This window comes from Acinetobacter sp. FDAARGOS_494 (assembly GCF_003812225.1).
Taxonomy (GTDB): domain Bacteria; phylum Pseudomonadota; class Gammaproteobacteria; order Pseudomonadales; family Moraxellaceae; genus Acinetobacter; species Acinetobacter baumannii.
On record NZ_CP033866.1, the window covers coordinates 2,189,020 to 2,208,677 of the forward strand.

Consider the following 19,658-nt stretch of genomic DNA (forward strand, 5'->3'; position numbering starts at 1 on the left):
TTCGGTTGCTTTTTTATTTTCTCATTTATTAATTTTTCATGAGATGTTGGAATTTACTATGTAACTTTAACAGCTTAGGTGGAATTGCAAAGTTACAGTAACCTTGTGAAGGGTTCTTTTCATAGTAATTTTGATGATAGTCTTCTGCTGGATAGAATGTAGGAGCAGGGGATAATTCAGTCACAATATCAAGATCATCATCTTTTAATGTCTGAATGGTGTGTTCCGCTGCCTGCTTTTGCTCTTCATTAAAATAGTAAATAACAGAGCGATATTGAGTACCAATATCATTACCTTGGCGGTTTAAAGTCGTTGGATCATGCGTTGCAAAGAACACATCAAGTAACTGAGAATATGTAACTTGTTGTTCATCAAAGTCGATAAGAACCACTTCAGCATGCTGAGTGTCACCTTGACATACTTGCTCATAAGTTGGGTGAGTTGTATGCCCACCAGCATAACCACTTGTTACTTTTTCTACACCACGTATTTGTAAAAATACGGCTTCGACGCACCAAAAACAGCCGCCGCCAAATAATGCCTGTTGCATTGTTTTTTCCTCTATTTCCTGCCTATTACAATAGGGTTTATCTAGTTAGATTACAAAGTAAAGCGTGTATAAAAAAGTAAAGAAAATTGCATTACTTATTTCATTTTACTTTAGGTAAACCCTGTCGAACAATTTGAGAGAAATGCTCACTGCTTTGGTCTGCAAATTGTTCGAAATGTTCAGTACGTGGGTTAATGTGTGCAATTTGGTACCACTGTTTCAAGCTAATATTTTGATCGAGTGCTTTAAGATCATATAAATAATTAGGCAAGTAACCAGAGGCAATTAACCGATAATCTTTAGGAAGCTGATATGGGTTAATGGCTTGAACCATATCAAAAATTAAAGTTGTACAATTACTTGTGAGCGTATTGTACCACTTTGGTTCTGCACGTAGTTCATCTGCTTTTTTAAGATATTCTAAAAAGAGCGCTTTTTGCTCAGAGCGAGGCATATTGACCGGGAAATTATAAACTTGCTCTTTACGGATATTGCTACGCGTGTAGACAATATCTTTTTCATCAGATGCAATTAAGCTCAGTTCATATTTTCTAAAGAAGCCGCCAATTGCTGAAAACTCTTCAGTCTTTTCTTTTCGAATTTCGATCGAAAAAACTAAAGGTTGTTGATTTTTAAATTCGAAACTGACTAGCGTATGGGCAATTTGTGGCCCCATCCAGTAAGAAGTAATAATATTTATGCCATTTAACTGGTTCAGGTCAAAAGTACGGGTTTCCCAGCGAACATCATAGGTTCCATCAGGATGCCAGTTGAAGTTACGGACATTATGCAAAGTAATAACATCGCCGTGTTTTTCGTAACTTAGCATATTGGCAACCTCAGGGTTCCAGTCACGGTCTTGACGTGCAGTAATCGAAAAGTACCAAACCAAAGAGCAGGCAAAAGCTAACAGGTAGATTAAAACGTCTGTACGACGGCTAATGATATGCCCATTAAAATATAAACCCGCCATACTTAAAGCAAAGGCAATCCATATGCCAATAATAATACGGCTGCCTAACCAGCCAAAAGGTTGTTGGACCCATAGGGCTAAGCATACCCAAATGCTGGAAAGCACAATAAACAACGTGAATAAACTATGTAAAGCGCCGAAGAGGAGGGCGATAATAAATTCACGTGTTCCGATATTGTGCATAGGCGACCAGAAAATTATTTTTTATAAGTGGCAAATTCGAATGAAGTTCCTGATTTTTCATCTACTTGCTGTTCGCTTGCAGTTTTGTGAAATTCACTCGGTATTGTTGGATAATGTGCATCACCTTGTACATCTAAGTCAACATGAGTGAGCTCAAGACGGTCTGCAATTGACAAGGTTTGCTTAAAGATTTCACCACCACCAATAATGAATAAAGCTTGCTTTTCGGTGTTTTTGGCATCTTCTAAAGCAGCATTTAAAGCATCTTCAATTGAATACGCAATTTTTACGCCGTCAAAATGCCAGTTAATGTCACGGGTAATTACCCAGTTCACACGGTTCGGTAGAGCACGGCCCATAGACTCAAGCGTTTTGCGGCCCATGATCACCACACCACCTTGTGTGATTTCTTTAAAGTGTTTTAAGTCGGCAGAGATATGCCATGGCAACGCATTGCCTTTACCAATACAGTGATTTTTGTCCATTGCGACAACGTGGACAACTTTTACATTTTGCCATGCCATAATCTTATTCTCTAAACCGTAATCTAATGAAATTTAAGCCGTCGTTCTCTGTACACGATAAAAATAGATAACTCATTGAAATAATGTCATAATAATTGTTTTCTAACGACGAATACTATGACACATCTCAATGAGTTATATCTTATCTTAAACAAATATCTAAAATGGAACAAGTCACATTTAAAGTGCTTTGCGCTCATCATGCTTGTGATTATTTTAAAGCAAACATGTAATCTTTCTTCTGCATCTAAAGCCTTGCCCATCAAGTGCTTACCACAATCATTTTATCGACGTATGCAGCGCTTCTTTGCAGGTCAGTATTTTGATTATCGTCAAATTTCTCAGTTGATTTTCAATATGTTTTCATTCGACCAAGTGCAACTGACTTTAGATAGAACCAATTGGAAATGGGGAAAACGAAATATTAATATCCTGATGCTCGCAATCGTTTATCGTGGAATAGCGATACCTATCCTTTGGACATTGCTTAATAAACGTGGAAATTCAGATACGAAAGAGCGTATTGCTTTGATTCAACGCTTTATAGCCATTTTTGGTAAAGACCGTATTGTGAATGTGTTCGCAGACAGAGAGTTTATCGGTGAGCAGTGGTTTACATGGTTAATTGAACAAGACATCAACTTCTGCATTCGTGTTAAAAAAACTTCATTGTCACCAATCATTTAGGAAAGAATCATAAAATTAGTGATTTATTTCGCCATCTTAAAGTTGGTCAAATTGAATGTCGTAAACGACGGATTTTGGTTGGTCGGGTGAAACTATATATAAGTGCACTACAGTTAGAAAATGGAGAGCTTTTACTCGTCGTTTCTCCTCAGTTTAATGCCAATGCTATTCAGGATTATGCATTACGCTGGGAAATTGAAACCTTATTCAGTTGTCTCAAAGGACGCGGGTTTAATCTTGAAAATACGCGCTTGACAGACCCTAGACGAGTGAAAAAATTGATTGCGGTGTTAGCTATAAGCTTCTGTTGGTGTTACTTAACGGGTGAATGGCAACATGATCAAAAAAAAGCGATAAAAATAAAGAAGCATGGACGACTCTCAATGAGTTTATTTCGCTATGGTTTAGACTATGTTCAAATGGCGATTCAGCGTTTAATTGGTTTTGGGAAAAAAGAAGAGTTTAAGGAAATTTTGGCAATTTTAAGAAGGCAGAACCCTGATAGGATAAGGGTTCTGTGAAATTTGTCGTGTACAGAGGCCGTCGTTATACTGCAACTGGTGCTTTAATTGCCGGATGTGACTCGTAACCTACAATCTCGATGTCTTCAAATTTGAAGTCGAAAATATCTTTAACATCCGGATTAAGTTTTAATTGGCAAAGTGGTAATGGCTCACGCGTCAATTGTAGTTTTGCCTGCTCAAAATGGTTGGCATAAAGATGCGTATCGCCACCTGTCCAAACAAAATCACCAACACCTAAGCCACACACTTGAGCAATCATATGGGTGAGTAGGGCATAGCTGGCAATATTAAATGGCACGCCTAAGAATACGTCAGCACTACGTTGATAAAGCTGGCATGACAACTTGTTGTCTTGTACGAAGAATTGGAAGAGCGTATGGCAAGGCGGTAAAGCAACTTGTCCAGCCTCATTTGGGTTCCAGCCAGAGACAATTAAACGGCGTGAATTTGGGTTGGTTTTAATTTCATTAATTAACCATTTAATTTGGTCAAAACCATCTTGGTTATAAGTACCATCGGCATTTTTAGTTGCGCCGAAATTACGCCATTGATGGCCATAAACTGGGCCAAGCTCATGTTCTGGGCGGCCGAAACGGGCAGTTTGTTCTGCTGTTGCCCATTCATCCCAAATGGTGACTTTATTGTCTTGTAAGTACTTAACGTTAGTATCGCCTTTTAAGAACCAAAGTAACTCAATCACGATAGAACGAAAGTGAACTTTTTTTGTGGTGAGTAAAGGAAAACCCTTAGAGAGATCAAAACGCATTTGATGACCAAATACAGAACGGGTTCCTGTGCCTGTACGGTCGCCTTTGTCACCGCCATTATCAAGGATATGTTGTAGAAGGTCTAAATATGCACGCATAACACTCTCGAGTTCGGATTAATTTCCATAAAATAAAAGGGGAGACGGTTCATGGATTAATAAACCGTGGAAGATAATAGCATGCTTTAACGATAGGTAGGAAAGAGAGCTACATTTACTGTTTAAAAACGTTTGGCCCGATTTTGATAAATCGAAACAAGAAAAAATCCAACCAGTACAAAGCCTAAAGCTTGTATTGTTGCAATCCAATTGTGTTGAGGGGGCAGTAACCACATTATAATAGCAACAATAATGAGAGGGTAAATTCTAAGCAGAAACTGGAGCTTAAGTTTATGTGAACTGTGCTCTGGAATTTTTGTTTGTAAATATTGCCCGAAGTGAAGCCCGGACCCTAACACGAGACTAAGAACAGTGTAAGTCGGCGATAAAGGCTGGACTTGATTGGCTGCATAAATTGCAGCACAAACGACAATAATGAAGATGAGTTTGATGTGACGCGGTACGTTATACCAATAAGCCAACATAAAAATGAGCCTATTTGTTAAATAAAGATTGAGGTGAAAAAATAAAAGCAGCAAGCGCCATAAAAGCGATTCCTTGAACGCCCCATATCAGCAAGTTAGGCATGGTTTTTACAAAGATAAGTGCAAATAAAAGAGCGATAGGAACCCACGTAAATAGGCGGTAAAGTAAACCAGTCGGGTTACTTTGAGCAAAATGCAATTTAAAGTAACGGCAGATTAAAAAAATAACCCCAGTTCCTGTAAACATTAAAATGGTATCTAAAGGTAATGGTTGATATTGATATAACCCAATACAGATTAAGAGGGTAATAATTAAAATGATTAATTTTTTAAAAGTCGGGACTTGCGTATTAAACCAGAATTCCAGCATGGCGAATCTTCTTTCTTGGGAGATAAAAACTGTAGCATAAAAAAGAGGAGCCGAAACTCCTCTGATTTAGATGTTAACTGTTCTTTTGAGGGCCCCAGTCATAAATTTTCTTTTGGTAGGCATACCACATCATCCAAAGGCCTATCAGTAGCATTGGAACGGTGAGGATTTGTCCTTTCGTCATCCAGCCAAACAAGATGAAACCTTGGTCGGCATCCGGCTGACGGAAGAATTCCATCACAAAGCGTGCAACACCATAACCCATTAAAAATAGGGCAGATACAGCCATACGTGGGCGTGGTTTTGAACTAAACCACCACAAAATAATAAAGAGTAATAGCCCTTCGCAAAGCGCTTGGTAGATTTGAGAAGGGTGACGAACCAGATGTAATGGATCGGTTGGGAAAATCATTCCGAATGGATAATTCGGATCTGTGACCGCACGGCCATATAACTCTCCGCCAATAAAGTTACCAATACGTCCGAACATTAAGCCTGTCGGTACACAAGGGGCAATAAAGTCGAGTGTCTGGAACCATGTTTTTTGATATTTTTTACACCAGAATAGCATTGCGATCATGACGCCTAAGAAGCCGCCGTGGAAGCTCATACCACCTGTCCAGACTTGGAATAACCAAATTGGGTTTTCAAGGAATTTATCAAACTCATAGAAAAGCACATAGCCGATACGTCCGCCGAGTACAACACCTAAGGCGCCGTAAAACACCAGATCGGAAACCATGTCCGATGTCCAGCCATCACGCTGTTTGGCACGGTAGGAAGCAAGCCCCCAAGCACATAAAAATGCCAATAAATACATGAGTCCATACCAATGGACTTGAAGAGGTCCTAGATGTATTGCGACCGGATCGATATTAGGATAGGTCAGCATTGCTGCTCCTTGATCTTACGTTTTGACAGATTGTAGCGGAATGATGTGAAAAATGTTGTACATTCAATGTGTAAACATAGGGAACAAGAATCAATGTGTATTGTGGCTTTAGCATGGCATGTTCTGGACGATATGCCCTTGTGTCTGATTTCAAATCGTGATGAATTTTATCATCGACCAACCGCATTGTTGTATCAATGGGAACATACACCAATCATTGCAGGGCAAGACTTACAGTCGGGTGGTACTTGGATGGGTGTTACGCCGCAGGGCCGATGGGCTGTGTTAACCAATTTCCGTGATGGACGTGATAAAAAACAATATGAGACCTCTCGTGGTCATTTGGTTCAGGCTTTTTTAGAGTCTGATTTGTTACCGATTCGCTTTGCTCAGCAATTAGAACAACAGCAACAGAACTTTGCTGGTTTTAACCTGTTTATGGGAACTGCTGATCAGGCGGTCTATATGAGTAACCGCGGTGAGGCTCCTCAAGTATTAGCCAACGGCGTATATGTGGTTTCGAATGGTTTAATGTCCGATCACTGGGAAAAAACCAGACATTTACGTACACGTTTTACGCAAGAGTTCCTGCCTATGCATCAACACAAAACAGAAGAGTTAAGTTTGCAGCATGCAGCGTGGGATATTTTAGAAGATGAGCGTAAGGTCACCACAGCATTGTTGCCAAACACGGGCATTCAGCCGGAAATGGAAGAATTATTGTCATCGACTTTTATTCAAAGCCCCGTATATGGAACACGGTGTTCGAATTTTTTAAGAATGACCAATAATGAATGGATATGGTTGGAAAAGACTCAGCAAGGTGAACATAGTGGTCAAATTGTGCAGCAACAGGTTCTCTTAAATCGATAGAAATAAAAAATGCCGATCAAGTGATCGGCATTTTTCTGGGTAAATCAATTAACCAGCAATAACGCCGCCATCTTTACGGGTAATCACAACAGTTGCTGAGCGTGGGCGCGCAGTTTTATTGCTTGGGTCTTTTTGTGTGGCAGGCCAGTTACTTTCTGGTTTCGCGTAACTTGGTGAATCTTCACCAGGGTGCTGAACATTAATGAAAATTGCTTTGTAGTCAGGAGTCATGGCAATACCAGTAATTTCACATTGCTTTGGTCCGACTAAGAAACGGCGCAAAGTTGCGTCTGTAACTTTGGCGCCTGTTATGGTTTGCTGTCCATTTGAAGTTGTTGCTGTACCACCATCACCGATTTGACCCGGCAGAGCTGCAAGCATCATACAGTTAGTAACATCAGTGTAAGCGCCGTCATCGGTTTCAATCCAGAGAACACCGCGTGGGTCAAACCACATACCATCCGGAGATGAAAAATCATTGTTATCTGTTAAGCCGGATAAGTTGATGTTTGAAGCCATTGCTGCTTCTGCGCCAAATAGATAAATATCCCACTTGAAGGTTTCAGCAGTCGTTTTATCATCAGTTTCTTTAAAACGGATAATATGACCGTTTACGTTTCCTTTTTGTTCTTTTGTGCCTGCATATAGGTCTGTATAGTTGCGTGGGTTAGCTGCATCAGTTGCATAGTCTTTACCACGATTTGAGTTATTGGTGAGTGTGACATAGATTTCACCGTTTACTGGGTTGACCGTACACCATTCTGGGCGGTCCATTTTTGTTGCACCTACAGAATCCGCTGCTAAGCGTGCAAATGTAACAACATCTGCCTGTGACTTAAACGGGTAGGTAGTGTTGCTTTCATTTAAGCCATTTTTGCCATAAGCAAGTTCAACCCATTGACCTGAACCATCGTTATTAAACTTAGCAACATACAATTTGCCTGCATTCATGTATTTGTCGCCAGCTGTATAACCACCGTTTATATCTTTGGTGTCCCACACAGCGGTTGAAACGAATTTATAGATGTATTCACCACGAGAGTCATCACCCATATAAAATGCTAATGGTTGACCTACTACGGCACGGCAAGCACTGTCTTCATGTGCGAAACGGCCTAATGAAGTACGTTTAACCGGATTTTGGCGTCCATCAAATGGATCAATCTCAACCATCCAGCCAAATGTATTTGGCCCATTTCGGTAATCTTGGGTAGCTTGAGCTGCTTTTACATCGGCATTCCAGCGATCATACAAGTCTTGTGACTCTACTTGACCAATTGCTGTTTCCCAGCCGTAACGCGAACTTGTGCCTAAATAAATTTGTCGCCCTTGTTCATCAACGTTAGGGATTAACTCACCATTTTTATCTTTTAAGTAAATGATGTTGCCATCTTTATCTTTTTTAGGTGCACCTTTTTCATCTTTCTCATACAGATAAGGTTCATCTTTTTTAACGCCTAAACCATAACGTTTTAATGCAATTTTTTCTGCATCTGTACGTGCATATTCATCGCTACCCGAACGTTGGAAATAACCAATAAAGTTTTCTTCAGTGGTTAAATAAGTGCCCCAAGGTGTATAACCGTTACCGCAGTTATTATGAGTGCCACGTGTTTGACGTCCAGCAGGTGAGAAGCGAGTTGCAAGCAGGCTTGAACCCGCTGCAGCACCTGCAAACTCCATAACTGTAGAAGCTGTAATACGACGATTAAAAATAGAGTTTTTAACAATCTCTACTTTTTGAGTGGTTGGATCTTTTTTAATATGAATTACAGAAACCCCATGTGCATTGGTTTCACGAATGACTTCATCTTCAGGGCGACGTCCATCCACTTTTGTAGGACCTTTGGGATGAAGGAAGGTCTGATTAATATATTCGTGATTCATCACCAACAAACCTTGTGCTGACACAGTCTCGTCAAAGCGGTTTGTTGATGTGTTTAAGCCAAAATAATGCATGCCGTCATGGCAGTCGCCAGAGCGAAACTGGAAGCTTGGGCCAGATGGAATATTATTGTCGTCCCAATCTCCAACTCTTGGATTGATTGAGTCACCTAAAGCGTAGATGACATTAGCTTCATAACCTTCAGGTACAGTCACAATATCATTTAAATTTTTAGCTACGGGCGTAAATGTGAGTTTTTCCGGTTTTTTATTTGGATCTACAGGTGTGGTTCCACCATTATTAGAGCCAGAGTCATCATCGTTATCATTACAGCCAGTTAAAGTAGAAGCTAAAGTCAGTGCTACTGCACCGCTTGCTGCTTTGGTGATTAAACTACGACGACTGATGTGTTGTTCTAAAATGTCACGAAAGTGGATATTGTCAGAAGTATTATTATCCAATTCTTGGTCTTCATGATATGGCGTCAGCTCTGTCATGGGAAATTCCTAAGTAAATAAAGAGATTGTTCTAAAAGTCTTCATGAGCTTAGTTTGTGAATGTGACGAGGCTTTGACGTTTTGATGATAAGTTAATGAAATATTTGACCGTTTAGTGAAAGGTTGAAGGAATTTTATTTTTTTAATGAGACTTTAAAAATAAAAGAAACCTGCATAAAGCAGGCCTCTTTTATAGTGTTGAAAGAAATTATTTCTTCACAACAGATGGTGCAATTGGGTCGGCAGTGATATAGCCAACTGCTGCTGCAAATTTATTACTGTAATTTGTATTAATTGCAGTATCAATTTGAGCGAGTAAATCTGCGCTAATACCAGTACGAACACCATCTTTTTCTTTGTAGAAACGGTTCCATTCGTCACCTGGATGCTGGAAGTTACTCATGATGTAAGTCCAACCGTTTACCTCGTCGACTGCATGTAGACCCGTCGATTCAGCACCTGCCGGTGTAGATAAAATACGGATGAGCTGTTTGGTATCAACGTTATAAGCCCATAAGAAGTTATTTAAGTGGTTACCAGAGTCTTCACCGATAAATAAAGTGCGAAGTTTTTCTGAGAACTTCAAGTTATCAGGGCTAGCAATTTGCTCTGGGTCAGCGGTGTTCCCTAAGCTGTCAAAGCTAATATCTTTACCTTTAATGAGAAGGTTAGATTGGCTAGGTACCCACTCACTATTGATTGCAACATTTGAGCTGTCTTTCTGGCCACCAGTTAATGTGTGCTCCAAAATACCACCAGCAGTGATTTTCGGGAATTTAACGTTGTGCTCAGCAAGATAACCGCTACCACCTTCAACCATTGAATCGACAATATTAGCTAAAGCTGAATAAGCTTTTTTATCTGCAATATTTACTGTTGTGCCTTCGTTTTTGGTCAATGCCATTGAAGCACCCATGTAAGCAGCATAACGGTGTGTTTCAAGGAAAGCCGCTGCAAGTTTAGTTCTGTCGCTATTATCTTTAAGCTTGAGATATACGCCAGTTTTACTTAAATAAGTAAATTTAAAACCTTGAGCTTCTAATTCTGCTTTTTGGGCAGCTTGTTGTAGTTTTAAACGCTCTTTTGCAGCTTTGGCTAAAGCTTGTTGCTCAGGAGTACCTTTGTCGCCTGCATCAATAGCCTCTTTCTCTGCTATTGTTGCATCGCTTGGATATTTAGCAATTTGTAGAACTGACTCAAAAATATCAGTTCCTTTAATGCCGCTCTTGATGAGGTTTTCAATCTCGGCACTTGTTGCATGACCAAGTCTGATCCAAGAAATCTGACCAGTCGTTGTATCACTAAGTACTGTTGTATATTTTGCAACGTAGAGTGTACCTGCAGATAAATCTTTCTCCTTATCTGCAACGAACATAAATAGGCCGCCGTTGGTATAGTCATCGCCCATTAACACAGTGCGGTTATCAGGGAAAACCTGTACAAGTTCGTGTGAAATACGACCTAAACAATAGTGCTTTGTAACGCGACCAGTACCATCTGCATTTACGGTAATTTCTGGCAAGTGGCCATAGTTATATGGATTGGCAATGTTTTCATCGCCATATATATTTTTACTGAAGGCTTTAAGTGTTGAAAGTGATTGACCTAATTTTTGATCAAAAGCATCTGGTTCGTATTCTTCACTAGAAAGATGAGTTCCCCATGGAGATAAACTTGCACCACAAGTAATCCATAGTCCATGTGCACTTGAAGTATCAACGTTATGGTATTTAATTAAAGTTAAGTGACCTGTCTTTGGATCTTGATCTAAAGTTAAGACAGCAATCGGAGATGATAATTTACCGTAAGTATCACCACCATTTTGGTCTTTTGATAGATATTCAAATTGAACCACATGGAACACTGGGTTACCGGTTACACCTAATGCTTTCTTGTCAGCATCTGTGAAATCTTTGCCTGTTGCTTGTTTGAAACTAATGAGAGAACTACCATCTGGGCAGTCAGAGAAGAATTGACGTTCTTTACCTGCAACTGATTTATCAATAATTGGCTTATTATTAATATCGTAATAACCACCCGCGATGACTTTTCCTCCTTTACCATCAGGCACTTCTGTACCTGTTAAGAAGAATGGTTTGTAAGCGAGTTGATATTCTGTTTTGCTGCCGTCTTCCCATGAAATAGCAAGTTTTGATGCACATGCTGTTGTGGCAATATCTGCTACCGTTGAAGGAGCTGGCATTGAAGTGAACGTTGCATTCTTAAAGTTAATTGGCTTTGACGGAGTGACAATAGATGAGTCGTTATCGCTATCGTTACAACCTGCTAACGTTGCTGCCGTAGCCATCGCACCTAATGGAAGAAAAGGGATCCCCGTAAACCATTTTAAAATATCGCGACGTGTTGGGTGGTTAGAAGCAGTGGTCATAATAAATCCGTAACTTTTGTGTGTATATTTGTTGAGTCGATTCTATGGATTGAAAATGACACTTTTCTTACATTTTTAAGTCACTTTGAAGACAGTTTATTGCTTTGTAGATTAAAAAGCGTTCTACATAAAAAATCCTGAACTTCTTAGTTCAGGATTTTTTATATTATTTTTATTCAGCAGAATGAGTTTTTCTTTTCTCAAGAATTTTGCCGAAGAGTAAGCCTATTTCGAAAAGTAGCCACATTGGAATTGCTAGCATCACCATCGAAATCGCATCGGGTGGGGTAATAAACATCGCTACAAAGAAGCATCCTACAATAATAAAACGTCTTTTTTCAGCAAGGCTTTGCGTATTTACCACACCAATCAAAATGAGTAGCAAGGTCGCGATAGGAATTTCAAAAGTGACACCAAACACTAAAAATAGCTTTAAGCAGAAGCTTAAATAACTATTAATGTCGGTCATTGGTGCTACTGTTTCAGGTGAAACGCTAATAAAGAAATGTAATATGGCAGGCAGGGTAATGTAATAAGCAAAAGCGACACCTGCATAAAATAAAATAATACTACCAATCAGTAACGGCAGCGCTAAATGACGCTCTTTTTGATAAAGCGCTGGACGAACAAAAGACCATATTTCATAAAGAATAAATGGCATTGCCAGCATGAGCGCAACAAATAAATTAAGTTTAAATGGCGCCATAAATGTTGCTGTAACATCCGTTGCAATCATGGAAGATGAGGCAGGAAGTTGTAACCTTAGAGGCTCAGATAATAATTGATAAGTATGATTTCGAAAGGGTAGTAAACAAAAAAATAAGAATAATGTTACCCCTACAATCCTAAATAAATGACGTCTTAAAACCACCAAATGATTCATGATTGGCATTTGGTCTAGGTTTTCTTGACTATTTACAGCGGTTGAAGGCAGTTGGTTCATACGGCAATCTTCAATTCAACAGGAGATGTTTCTGAAATATCAGTTTGAGGAGCCAAAGGCGTAACTTTAGTCAGATACGGCACTTTGTAATGGCCCGATATAGGAGTACATTTCCGAATAGGCTTTTGTGTTGTTTTAGCTGTTTCAGTTGCTTCTAAAGATTCTGAAACCTGCTGTTTTTGTATTTCTTCAAGCTGTTGTTGTACTTTACGTTCCAATGCTTCAATGCGGTTAAGTTCCTCTTGCATTTCTTTGCGGAACTCAGACAGACGTAGCTCCTGATCAATCTCGTTTTGCAGATTCGTAATATAGCGTTTTAGTCGAACATACCAGCGACCTGCAAAGCGTGCAGCTTCCGGAAGCTTCTCTGGACCTAAAACTAAAATTGCAATAATTGCAAAACAGAGTAACTCTGTCATTCCTACATCAAGCATGGGTCAAACCTTTAGCTTTTCACTGATGTGCTTTCAGATGTTTTAACTTGTGCATCAATTGTACGAGGGCTATTTAAAGATGCAGCTTCGTCTTCTTCACGAACTGACTTTTTAAAATCTCTTACTGCACCGCCTACATCTTTACCGATATTTTTTAGCTTAGATGTACCGAACAATAAAATAACGACAATTGCGAAAATAACGACATGCCAAATAGATAAACCAGCCATGATTTTATACCTCTTTTTAGTTCGCTTTATATCAACAGGTTGCCATGACAGGAATGTGACATTTATATTTCATTTTTAAGACAATATTTATAAGTAGACACTTACGATCAGATTTTTAAAAATATTTTTTGGGAGGATTTTTAAATTTTATCGAGCTTCGTTCTTAGACGAATTTACTTGAAATAGATCATACATTTCAAAATCAAAAGGTGTAGCATAACAAGCTGATTTTGACGAGCGAGAGGAGAGAGCGTGGCATTATTACTGCCTGTATTGGCATTTATCACAGGACTTCTACTTGCTCAGACCTCCATTTCAGAAACCGTAAAACCTATTCTCTCAGCTTGGCTTGCACGACTCCTGATTCCGATTGTGATTATTTACAACATGGTCTTTTATCAATCGGGAAGCTTGAGCTTAATGCTCTTTAGTTTTGGTTCGGCGTTCATTATTTTCTTTGCTTATCTGGCTTTATTTAAAGACCGCTTATTGGCACTTTGCGTAAGTTATACCAACATGGGATGGCTTGGTTTTCCTTTTGCTATGGCTTTATTCGGTCCTGAAGCAACTGCTCCAATTGTTGCTTTATATATTGGAATGTCGCTTTTTGGCAATGCTTGGGCTGTGACTGCCGTTACTACGGCACCGCAAAGTAAGCTCAATATATTAAAAAAGGTTTTAACTTCTCCGCCTTGTATATCGATATTCTGTGCTGTTGTACTCAGACTTTTAGGGACCCAACATATCGAAAGCCCTGCTATACATTGGGTTTATGAGGTTGCTAAATTTGCAATGACTTTTGCAGGTATGTGTGTGCTTGGAATGTGGCTGCGCCGTACCAGAGTTTATGCAAAAGATTTAATTTACAGTACAAAAGCTCAAGCATTTAAAGTGGCCTGTGGATTTGTACTTTGTGGATTAAGTTATAGATTTTTACAGATTCCAAATATAAATCAGCACATCGGTGTAATGTTTTTAATGTTTTGCTTGCCACCGGCAGCCAATATTGTAGCTCTAGAAACCCATTATCAAGGCACGGGTAGATCTGCTGCTTATATCGCTTCAGGGACGATTGTGAGTTGTGTGTGTATTGCGATTTATGCGATGTTTTTACATGTAGCATTATAATTAATTTTAAATTTTCTTCCCCACATTTACTTGTGCGAAGGCGGCATGGATGCCGCCAGTTAGACTGTGGCACAGGGAAGTGCCATCAGTCTAACAAAAGATTTTTGCTTACTTTTCATCTTTGAAAAGTAAGGTTCGCCTATACAAAGTTTAATCTGTTTTAACGCTGTATAGTTTGGCCCTGTGATCAGCCTACTTCTGCAGGCTCTCTCTAAATAACTGCATCGCTTGTCCACGATGACTAATCTTATTTTTTTCTTCTTTAGACAACTCAGCACTAGAAACTTGAAGCTCTGGTAACCAGAACAGTGGGTCATAACCAAAACCATTTTCACCACGTGGCGCTTCTAAAATTTCACCATGCCAGATGCCTTGGAAAATTTGTGGCAATGGATCTTCCGCATGCGTCACTAAAGCAAGTACGCACACAAACATACCTTCAATCGCTTCACCATTTTTACGAAATGGCAAAAGGTCATTTAATAATTTGGCATTATTCGCTGCATCGTCACCATGTTCTCCAGCATAACGTGCTGAATAAATACCAGGTGCACCCCCTAAAACCGGAACACAAATACCGGAGTCATCAGCCATAGCAGGTTTCCCTGAAATTTTAGAGGCATGACGCGCTTTAATAATGGCATTTTCAATAAAGCTTAAGCCGTCTTCAATGGCGTCGGGAATATTTAGGTGACCCTGAGGAATAATTTCTACAGGCAACTTGAGCTGTTCAAAAAGTTTTTCAAACTCTGCGACTTTACCTTTGTTGTTACTTGCAAGGACTAAAGAGCCCTGATCAAACCAATGTGGGGTAGACATAAGATAACCAAACTTTATAACCAATATTGAACGTGAGCTATGTTACGTGTTTTTTGAAAGGGGATATAGAGCAAAACAAATGGAATATAAAATTAGAAGCTTAAAAAACTAAAACCACCTTATAGGTGATATAAGGTGGTTTTAGTCGAGTAAGTATAAGCTGGATTATTATTGTGCTTGAATCCATTTATCCGCGCGGTCACGTGCCATACGGATTTGCTCTTGAGTTAAGTTTGCAGCAAGAGCCGTCTTTTTACCTTCAGATAAGCTAATCACTTTATTGTCGAGCATGCCATCACGAGTTGAAAGTTCATACCACTGGTAAGCACCTACGTAGTTTTTCTTTTGCTCTTCCATCATCGCAAGGTTGTAGCTTGCACGGTTATCGCCGTTACTTGCCGCTTTTTCGAAATATTTACGAGCCATAGCTTCGTCTTTCTTAACGCCAATACCATCAGCATACATACGGCCAACATTTAATTGCGCAGGTGAAAGACCTTGATCAGCAGCAGTTTTAAACCATGCAAATGCTTGTTTATCGTCTTTTGCTACATCTTTGCCGTATTGATAACGTGTACCAAGATAAAACTGTGCTCCAGCTTGACCCGCTTGAGCAGCTTTTTGAAGGTCATGAATCCCCATTGTGGAGAAGCGCGCAGCTTGGCTCGCAACCGATTGTGGCTGGGCGATATAATCTGCATGAGCCTGCATACTTAGCAGTCCTGCAATTAGTGTGCTAAATAATGTCTTTTTCATAGTGCACTCACTCGATAAATAGCGACTTCACCAAACAAATTCGGAACATGTTTGCTTAACAGGCTTCCCTGCTGGTTTCCATTGACGGCGAGTCGATTAATAATTTGTATTTGATTTTCCGCACATAGTGCTTCGAAATCTTTAAACGTACATAAATGAATGTTGGGGGTGTTATACCACATATATGGTAGAGCATCCGATACAGGCATCATCCCTTTTAATGCTAGAAAAGAGCGAGTCTTCCAGTGTGCAAAGTTTGGAAAAGTGATAATGGCCTGTTTACCCACACGCACCATGTCTCTTAATAAAACATCGGGTGCATCTACGGCTTGCAAAGCCTGTGCCATAACCACATAGTCAAAAGACTGGTCGGCAAAACGGCTTAAACCGAGATTCAAATCTTGTTGAATAATATTTAACCCGCGACTGACGGCAATTGCAATCTTTTCTTGATCAATTTCTAAACCATAAGCACGAATTTGATGCTTTTGGCTCATATGAGCGAGTAATTCACCGTCACCACACCCTAAATCGAGTACGCTAGAGCCGGGTTTAATCCACTTTTCTGCCAGTTGTTGATCAATACGCATTAGCTTGCCTCCAGTGAAGTCGATTTTAAATGTTCTTCACCGCCTAAGAAAGCGCGCAGTGTTTTGACATACAGTGGAATCGGGAATAAGAACGAGTCATGACCTTGTTCAGCATCAATATCAAGATAACTTACCGGTTTATGATTGGTAATGAGAGCATCTACAATTTCTTGTGAGCGACTTGGTGCAAAACGCCAGTCAGTGGTGAATGAGACAATCAGAAACTGGCATTTGGTTTTACTCATCGCTTCTGTAAGCGAGTGACCGTACTCACGCGATGGATCAAAATAATCCAAAGCTTTGGTCATAATGAGATAAGTATTGGCATCAAAGTTACGACTGAACTGTTCACCTTGATAACGGAGATAACTTTCGACCTGAAACTCGACATCAAAACCGTACATAAACTTGCCGGATTTTAAATCACGACCAAATTTTTGTTTCATGGCTTCTTCAGAAAGATAAGTAATATGGCCAACCATACGAGCCAAAATTAGACCACGCTTCGGATAGCTATCATTTTCCAAATAACGGCCATGATGGAAGTCCGGGTCGGACAAGATGGACTGACGTGCCACTTCGTTAAACGCAATATTTTGTGCTGAAAGCTTTGGCGCACTGGCAATAACGACACATTTTTGTAAACGGTCAGGGTAGTCTACCGACCATTGTAATGCTTGCATGCCACCCAAAGAACCACCGACCACCGCATACCAGACACTTATTCCTAAGCGGTCAGAAAGCATGGCTTGAGTTTTGACCCAGTCACGGACCGTTACTAACGGGAAATCTGGACCATAGGGACGATTGTCATTTTCAGGATTCGGTGAAGTTGGACCGGTTGATCCACTACATCCGCCAATATTATTAAGCGCAACTACAAAAAATTTATTTGTGTCGATTGCCTTGCCCGGGCCAATACAGCTATCCCACCATCCAGCTTTTTTATCATCTTCATGGTGATAACCCGCTGCATGATGATGTCCGGAAAGGGCATGGCAGATTAAAATCGCATTTGATTTATCTGCATTTAAAGTGCCGTAAGTTTCAACCATTAACTCAAAGCGCGGTAAAACACGGCCACATTCAAGATGTAAGGGTTCTTCAAATTGGAACTTTTGCGGAGTGACTAACCCCACTGAGTCAGCTGGAAAAGACACGGGAACATTTCGCCTTTTAAATCTTTCAGGAATAAAAAGAAAGGATACCAAGCTAGGTATCCTTTCCAAAGTCTTTTTTTTAATTAAACAGCGGCGGCAACAACCTGATCTGTACTTAAAACACCTTGATCAATCAAACGGTTGGTACATGCAATAATAGCTTCAATAGATGAAGTGACTGTGTTGTCGTGAACACCTGCACCAAATGAGCCTCTGCCTGTACCTTTCACTTGAAGTTCAATTAAGGTTAATGCTTTGGCATTTGCACCTGAACTAATACTGCGTTCTTCGTAGTTCAATACATCAATTGGTAATTGAAGTGCATTTAAGAATGCAGAGATAGGACCATTACCTTCACCACGTAATTGTTGAGTTTCACCTTCAACATCAATCTCAAGTTCAATAATTTGAGTACCATTAATGTCAGATAACTTATAGTTTTTGACCGTGTAATGGTGGTTTTTCACTTCAACATACGTGTCTTTAAATAAGGTCCAGATTTGTTTAGCACTAATCTCTGTACCATTCTCATCAGTATATTGTTGAACAACCTGACTAAATTCGATTTGTAAACGACGAGGCAATACAACGTTATAGTTTGATTCTAATAAGTAAGCGATACCGCCTTTACCAGACTGACTATTTACACGAATGACAGCATCATAGTCGCGGCCCAAATCTTTCGGGTCGATTGGTAAGTAAGGCATATCCCAGATTTCTTCGTTTTTCTGGTATTCAAAGCCTTTTTTGATTGCATCCTGATGCGAACCAGAGAATGCAGTAAATACCAAGTCACCTGCATATGGATGACGAGGGTGTACAGGTAAACCAGTACATTCTTCAACCGTTGCAATGACTTCATTAATATTAGAGAAATCTAATTCTGGCGCTACACCTTGGGTGTACATGTTCAATGCAATTGCTGCAACGTCAACGTTACCGGTACGTTCGCCGTTACCAAATACGCAGCCTTCCACACGGTCGGCACCTGCCATAATGGCAAGTTCTGATGCAGCAATACCACAGCCACGGTCATTGTGACAGTGAACAGAAATAATCACGCCATCACGACGTGCCAAATTACGATGCATCCATTCGATTTGATCTGCATAAACATTTGGTGTTGAAACTTCGACAGTCGCAGGTAAGTTCAAAATAACTTTATGATCTGGGCGTGCATCCCAAATTTCTGTAACCGCATCACAGACTTCTTTCGCTACTTCTAATTCAGTTGCAGAGAAGCATTCTGGGCTATACTGGAAAATCCAGTCAGTTTCAGGATATTGCGCAGCATATTCTTTCACTTTCTGAGCTGCATTCACCGCCAACTGTTTTGCGCCATTAACATCTACATTCAACACTTTTTGACGGAAAGTTGGAGAGTTAGAGTTATAAATATGCACAATTGCGCGCTTAGCACCTGCTAAAGCTTCGAAAGTACGCTCAATTAAATGGTCACGTGCCTGAACCAATACTTCAATGTATACATCATCAGGAATATGATTTTCTTCGATCAACATACGAGTAAAATCGAAGTCAATTTGAGACGCAGAAGGGAAGCCGATTTCAATATGTTTAAAACCGATTTTTACAAGCATTTTGAACATTTTGAACTTTTGTTCCATGTTCATCGGTTCAAAAATTGCTTGGTTACCATCACGTAAATCCGTGCTCATCCAGATTGGCGCTTTTGTAATTTCATTATTTGGCCATTGGCGGTCTGGTAAATCGACTCGCTGGTACATACGGCGGTATTTTTTGCTAGGGTCAGCCAACATCATGAGAAAACTCCTTATCTCGTAGCACGGTTGCGTCAAGTATCGTGTGAAAGGCAACGTCTACAGTTATATATGGTATCTAATACAGAAAAATTAAAGGGAATTTGAAAAGGTCTGCTCTAA

At 39.9% G+C, this 19,658-nt stretch carries 20 protein-coding genes; 3 read left to right on the forward strand and 17 right to left on the reverse strand.

The window, feature by feature from the left end; all coding sequences use genetic code 11:
• Positions 1–28: 28 nt before the first annotated feature.
• From msrA to EG365_RS10605, 3 genes are all read right to left on the reverse strand, one after another.
• Complete coding sequence (gene msrA / locus EG365_RS10595; RefSeq protein ID WP_001183413.1) at positions 29–550, reverse strand: peptide-methionine (S)-S-oxide reductase MsrA; 522 nt, start codon at positions 548–550, stop codon at positions 29–31.
• A 100-nt stretch (positions 551–650) separates the two neighbouring features.
• Positions 651–1,706 carry a DUF4105 domain-containing protein gene (locus EG365_RS10600; protein WP_000551512.1) on the reverse strand — a complete coding sequence of 352 codons (1,056 nt, stop codon included), beginning with the start codon at positions 1,704–1,706 and terminating at the stop codon, positions 651–653.
• A 14-nt stretch (positions 1,707–1,720) separates the two neighbouring features.
• On the reverse strand, positions 1,721–2,230 hold the full coding sequence (locus EG365_RS10605; protein WP_000312553.1) for a dihydrofolate reductase: 510 nt from the start codon (positions 2,228–2,230) through the stop codon (positions 1,721–1,723).
• A 117-nt stretch (positions 2,231–2,347) separates the two neighbouring features.
• Here EG365_RS10605 and EG365_RS10610 point away from each other — a divergent pair.
• Positions 2,348–3,438, forward strand: a protein-coding gene (locus tag EG365_RS10610) for an IS4-like element ISAba1 family transposase (protein WP_085940413.1) whose coding sequence is annotated in 2 segments (ribosomal slippage) — positions 2,348–2,888 and positions 2,888–3,438 — 1,092 coding nt in all. Because the reading frame shifts where the segments join, the coding sequence is not laid out codon by codon here.
• A 25-nt stretch (positions 3,439–3,463) separates the two neighbouring features.
• Here the strand turns inward: EG365_RS10610 and thyA are convergent.
• The 4 genes from thyA to lgt all read right to left on the reverse strand — a co-directional run bounded on the left by thyA (position 3,464) and on the right by lgt (position 6,053).
• Positions 3,464–4,306: a thymidylate synthase gene (gene thyA / locus EG365_RS10615; protein ID WP_001203168.1), complete on the reverse strand. Its 843-nt coding sequence runs from the start codon at positions 4,304–4,306 to the stop codon at positions 3,464–3,466.
• A 122-nt stretch (positions 4,307–4,428) separates the two neighbouring features.
• The gene (locus EG365_RS10620) at positions 4,429–4,791 is read right to left on the reverse strand and encodes a hypothetical protein (RefSeq protein ID WP_000881953.1); all 363 of its coding nucleotides are present in this window, start codon (positions 4,789–4,791) and stop codon (positions 4,429–4,431) included.
• 10 nt (positions 4,792–4,801) lie between these two features.
• Positions 4,802–5,161 (reverse strand): hypothetical protein, encoded by a 360-nt coding sequence (locus EG365_RS10625; protein WP_000889270.1) that lies wholly within the window; start codon positions 5,159–5,161, stop codon positions 4,802–4,804.
• A gap of 73 nt (positions 5,162–5,234) precedes the next feature.
• Positions 5,235–6,053: a prolipoprotein diacylglyceryl transferase gene (lgt, locus tag EG365_RS10630; protein WP_000959084.1), complete on the reverse strand. Its 819-nt coding sequence runs from the start codon at positions 6,051–6,053 to the stop codon at positions 5,235–5,237.
• Between the two features lie 93 nt (positions 6,054–6,146).
• On the opposite strand from lgt, the gene EG365_RS10635 reads away from it, so the two are divergent.
• Entirely contained in the window at positions 6,147–6,926 is a 780-nt protein-coding gene (locus tag EG365_RS10635; protein ID WP_000335024.1) for an NRDE family protein, read from the forward strand.
• Between the two features lie 48 nt (positions 6,927–6,974).
• Here the strand turns inward: EG365_RS10635 and EG365_RS10640 are convergent, their stop codons facing one another.
• The 5 genes from EG365_RS10640 to EG365_RS10660 all read right to left on the reverse strand — a co-directional run bounded on the left by EG365_RS10640 (position 6,975) and on the right by EG365_RS10660 (position 13,304).
• A complete protein-coding gene (locus tag EG365_RS10640) occupies positions 6,975–9,308 on the reverse strand; it encodes a PhoX family protein (protein WP_000137990.1) in 2,334 nt (777 codons plus the stop codon).
• A gap of 208 nt (positions 9,309–9,516) precedes the next feature.
• Complete coding sequence (locus tag EG365_RS10645) at positions 9,517–11,697, reverse strand: PhoX family protein (protein WP_000205456.1); 2,181 nt, start codon at positions 11,695–11,697, stop codon at positions 9,517–9,519.
• Positions 11,698–11,869: 172 nt separating this feature from the next.
• Positions 11,870–12,640: a twin-arginine translocase subunit TatC gene (gene tatC / locus EG365_RS10650; protein ID WP_001072722.1), complete on the reverse strand. Its 771-nt coding sequence runs from the start codon at positions 12,638–12,640 to the stop codon at positions 11,870–11,872.
• Positions 12,637–13,074: a Sec-independent protein translocase protein TatB gene (tatB, locus tag EG365_RS10655; RefSeq protein WP_000887761.1), complete on the reverse strand. Its 438-nt coding sequence runs from the start codon at positions 13,072–13,074 to the stop codon at positions 12,637–12,639. Before tatB ends, tatC begins: the two co-directional genes overlap by 4 nt.
• Positions 13,075–13,085: 11 nt before the next feature.
• On the reverse strand, positions 13,086–13,304 hold the full coding sequence (locus EG365_RS10660; protein WP_000908081.1) for a Sec-independent protein translocase subunit TatA: 219 nt from the start codon (positions 13,302–13,304) through the stop codon (positions 13,086–13,088).
• Between the two features lie 252 nt (positions 13,305–13,556).
• Between EG365_RS10660 and EG365_RS10665 the strand changes: the two genes are divergently transcribed.
• Positions 13,557–14,432 (forward strand): AEC family transporter, encoded by an 876-nt coding sequence (locus tag EG365_RS10665; protein WP_001196414.1) that lies wholly within the window; start codon positions 13,557–13,559, stop codon positions 14,430–14,432.
• Between the two features lie 192 nt (positions 14,433–14,624).
• Here the strand turns inward: EG365_RS10665 and rdgB are convergent, their stop codons facing one another.
• From rdgB to leuA, 5 genes are all read right to left on the reverse strand, one after another.
• Complete coding sequence (rdgB, locus tag EG365_RS10670) at positions 14,625–15,251, reverse strand: RdgB/HAM1 family non-canonical purine NTP pyrophosphatase (RefSeq protein ID WP_000106708.1); 627 nt, start codon at positions 15,249–15,251, stop codon at positions 14,625–14,627.
• 168 nt (positions 15,252–15,419) lie between these two features.
• Entirely contained in the window at positions 15,420–16,007 is a 588-nt protein-coding gene (locus tag EG365_RS10675) for a tetratricopeptide repeat protein (protein WP_000751693.1), read from the reverse strand.
• Positions 16,004–16,597 carry a methionine biosynthesis protein MetW gene (gene metW / locus EG365_RS10680; RefSeq protein ID WP_001217230.1) on the reverse strand — a complete coding sequence of 198 codons (594 nt, stop codon included), beginning with the start codon at positions 16,595–16,597 and terminating at the stop codon, positions 16,004–16,006. Before metW ends, EG365_RS10675 begins: the two co-directional genes overlap by 4 nt.
• Complete coding sequence (gene metX, locus EG365_RS10685) at positions 16,597–17,757, reverse strand: homoserine O-succinyltransferase MetX (protein WP_000009640.1); 1,161 nt, start codon at positions 17,755–17,757, stop codon at positions 16,597–16,599. Before metX ends, metW begins: the two co-directional genes overlap by 1 nt.
• A gap of 83 nt (positions 17,758–17,840) precedes the next feature.
• A complete protein-coding gene (leuA, locus tag EG365_RS10690; RefSeq protein WP_000978841.1) occupies positions 17,841–19,538 on the reverse strand; it encodes a 2-isopropylmalate synthase in 1,698 nt (565 codons plus the stop codon).
• Positions 19,539–19,658: the final 120 nt, after the last annotated feature.

Excerpts from the sequence above, each read along its gene's own strand:
- EG365_RS10645 (WP_000205456.1), bottom strand. The coding sequence starts at position 11,697 with ATGACCACTGCTTCTAACCACCCAACACGTCGCGATATTTTAAAATGG.
- EG365_RS10605 (WP_000312553.1), bottom strand. The coding sequence starts at position 2,230 with ATGGCATGGCAAAATGTAAAAGTTGTCCACGTTGTCGCAATGGACAAA.
- EG365_RS10635 (WP_000335024.1), top strand. The coding sequence starts at position 6,147 with ATGTGTATTGTGGCTTTAGCATGGCATGTTCTGGACGATATGCCCTTG.
- rdgB (WP_000106708.1), bottom strand. The coding sequence starts at position 15,251 with ATGTCTACCCCACATTGGTTTGATCAGGGCTCTTTAGTCCTTGCAAGT.
- EG365_RS10625 (WP_000889270.1), bottom strand. The coding sequence starts at position 5,161 with ATGCTGGAATTCTGGTTTAATACGCAAGTCCCGACTTTTAAAAAATTA.
- tatC (WP_001072722.1), bottom strand. The coding sequence starts at position 12,640 with ATGAACCAACTGCCTTCAACCGCTGTAAATAGTCAAGAAAACCTAGAC.
- thyA (WP_001203168.1), bottom strand. The coding sequence starts at position 4,306 with ATGCGTGCATATTTAGACCTTCTACAACATATCCTTGATAATGGCGGT.
- lgt (WP_000959084.1), bottom strand. The coding sequence starts at position 6,053 with ATGCTGACCTATCCTAATATCGATCCGGTCGCAATACATCTAGGACCT.
- msrA (WP_001183413.1), bottom strand. The coding sequence starts at position 550 with ATGCAACAGGCATTATTTGGCGGCGGCTGTTTTTGGTGCGTCGAAGCC.
- EG365_RS10660 (WP_000908081.1), bottom strand. The coding sequence starts at position 13,304 with ATGGCTGGTTTATCTATTTGGCATGTCGTTATTTTCGCAATTGTCGTT.
- EG365_RS10675 (WP_000751693.1), bottom strand. The coding sequence starts at position 16,007 with ATGAAAAAGACATTATTTAGCACACTAATTGCAGGACTGCTAAGTATG.
- EG365_RS10600 (WP_000551512.1), bottom strand. The coding sequence starts at position 1,706 with ATGCACAATATCGGAACACGTGAATTTATTATCGCCCTCCTCTTCGGC.
- EG365_RS10640 (WP_000137990.1), bottom strand. The coding sequence starts at position 9,308 with ATGACAGAGCTGACGCCATATCATGAAGACCAAGAATTGGATAATAAT.
- EG365_RS10620 (WP_000881953.1), bottom strand. The coding sequence starts at position 4,791 with ATGTTGGCTTATTGGTATAACGTACCGCGTCACATCAAACTCATCTTC.
- leuA (WP_000978841.1), bottom strand. The coding sequence starts at position 19,538 with ATGATGTTGGCTGACCCTAGCAAAAAATACCGCCGTATGTACCAGCGA.
- tatB (WP_000887761.1), bottom strand. The coding sequence starts at position 13,074 with ATGCTTGATGTAGGAATGACAGAGTTACTCTGTTTTGCAATTATTGCA.
- metW (WP_001217230.1), bottom strand. The coding sequence starts at position 16,597 with ATGCGTATTGATCAACAACTGGCAGAAAAGTGGATTAAACCCGGCTCT.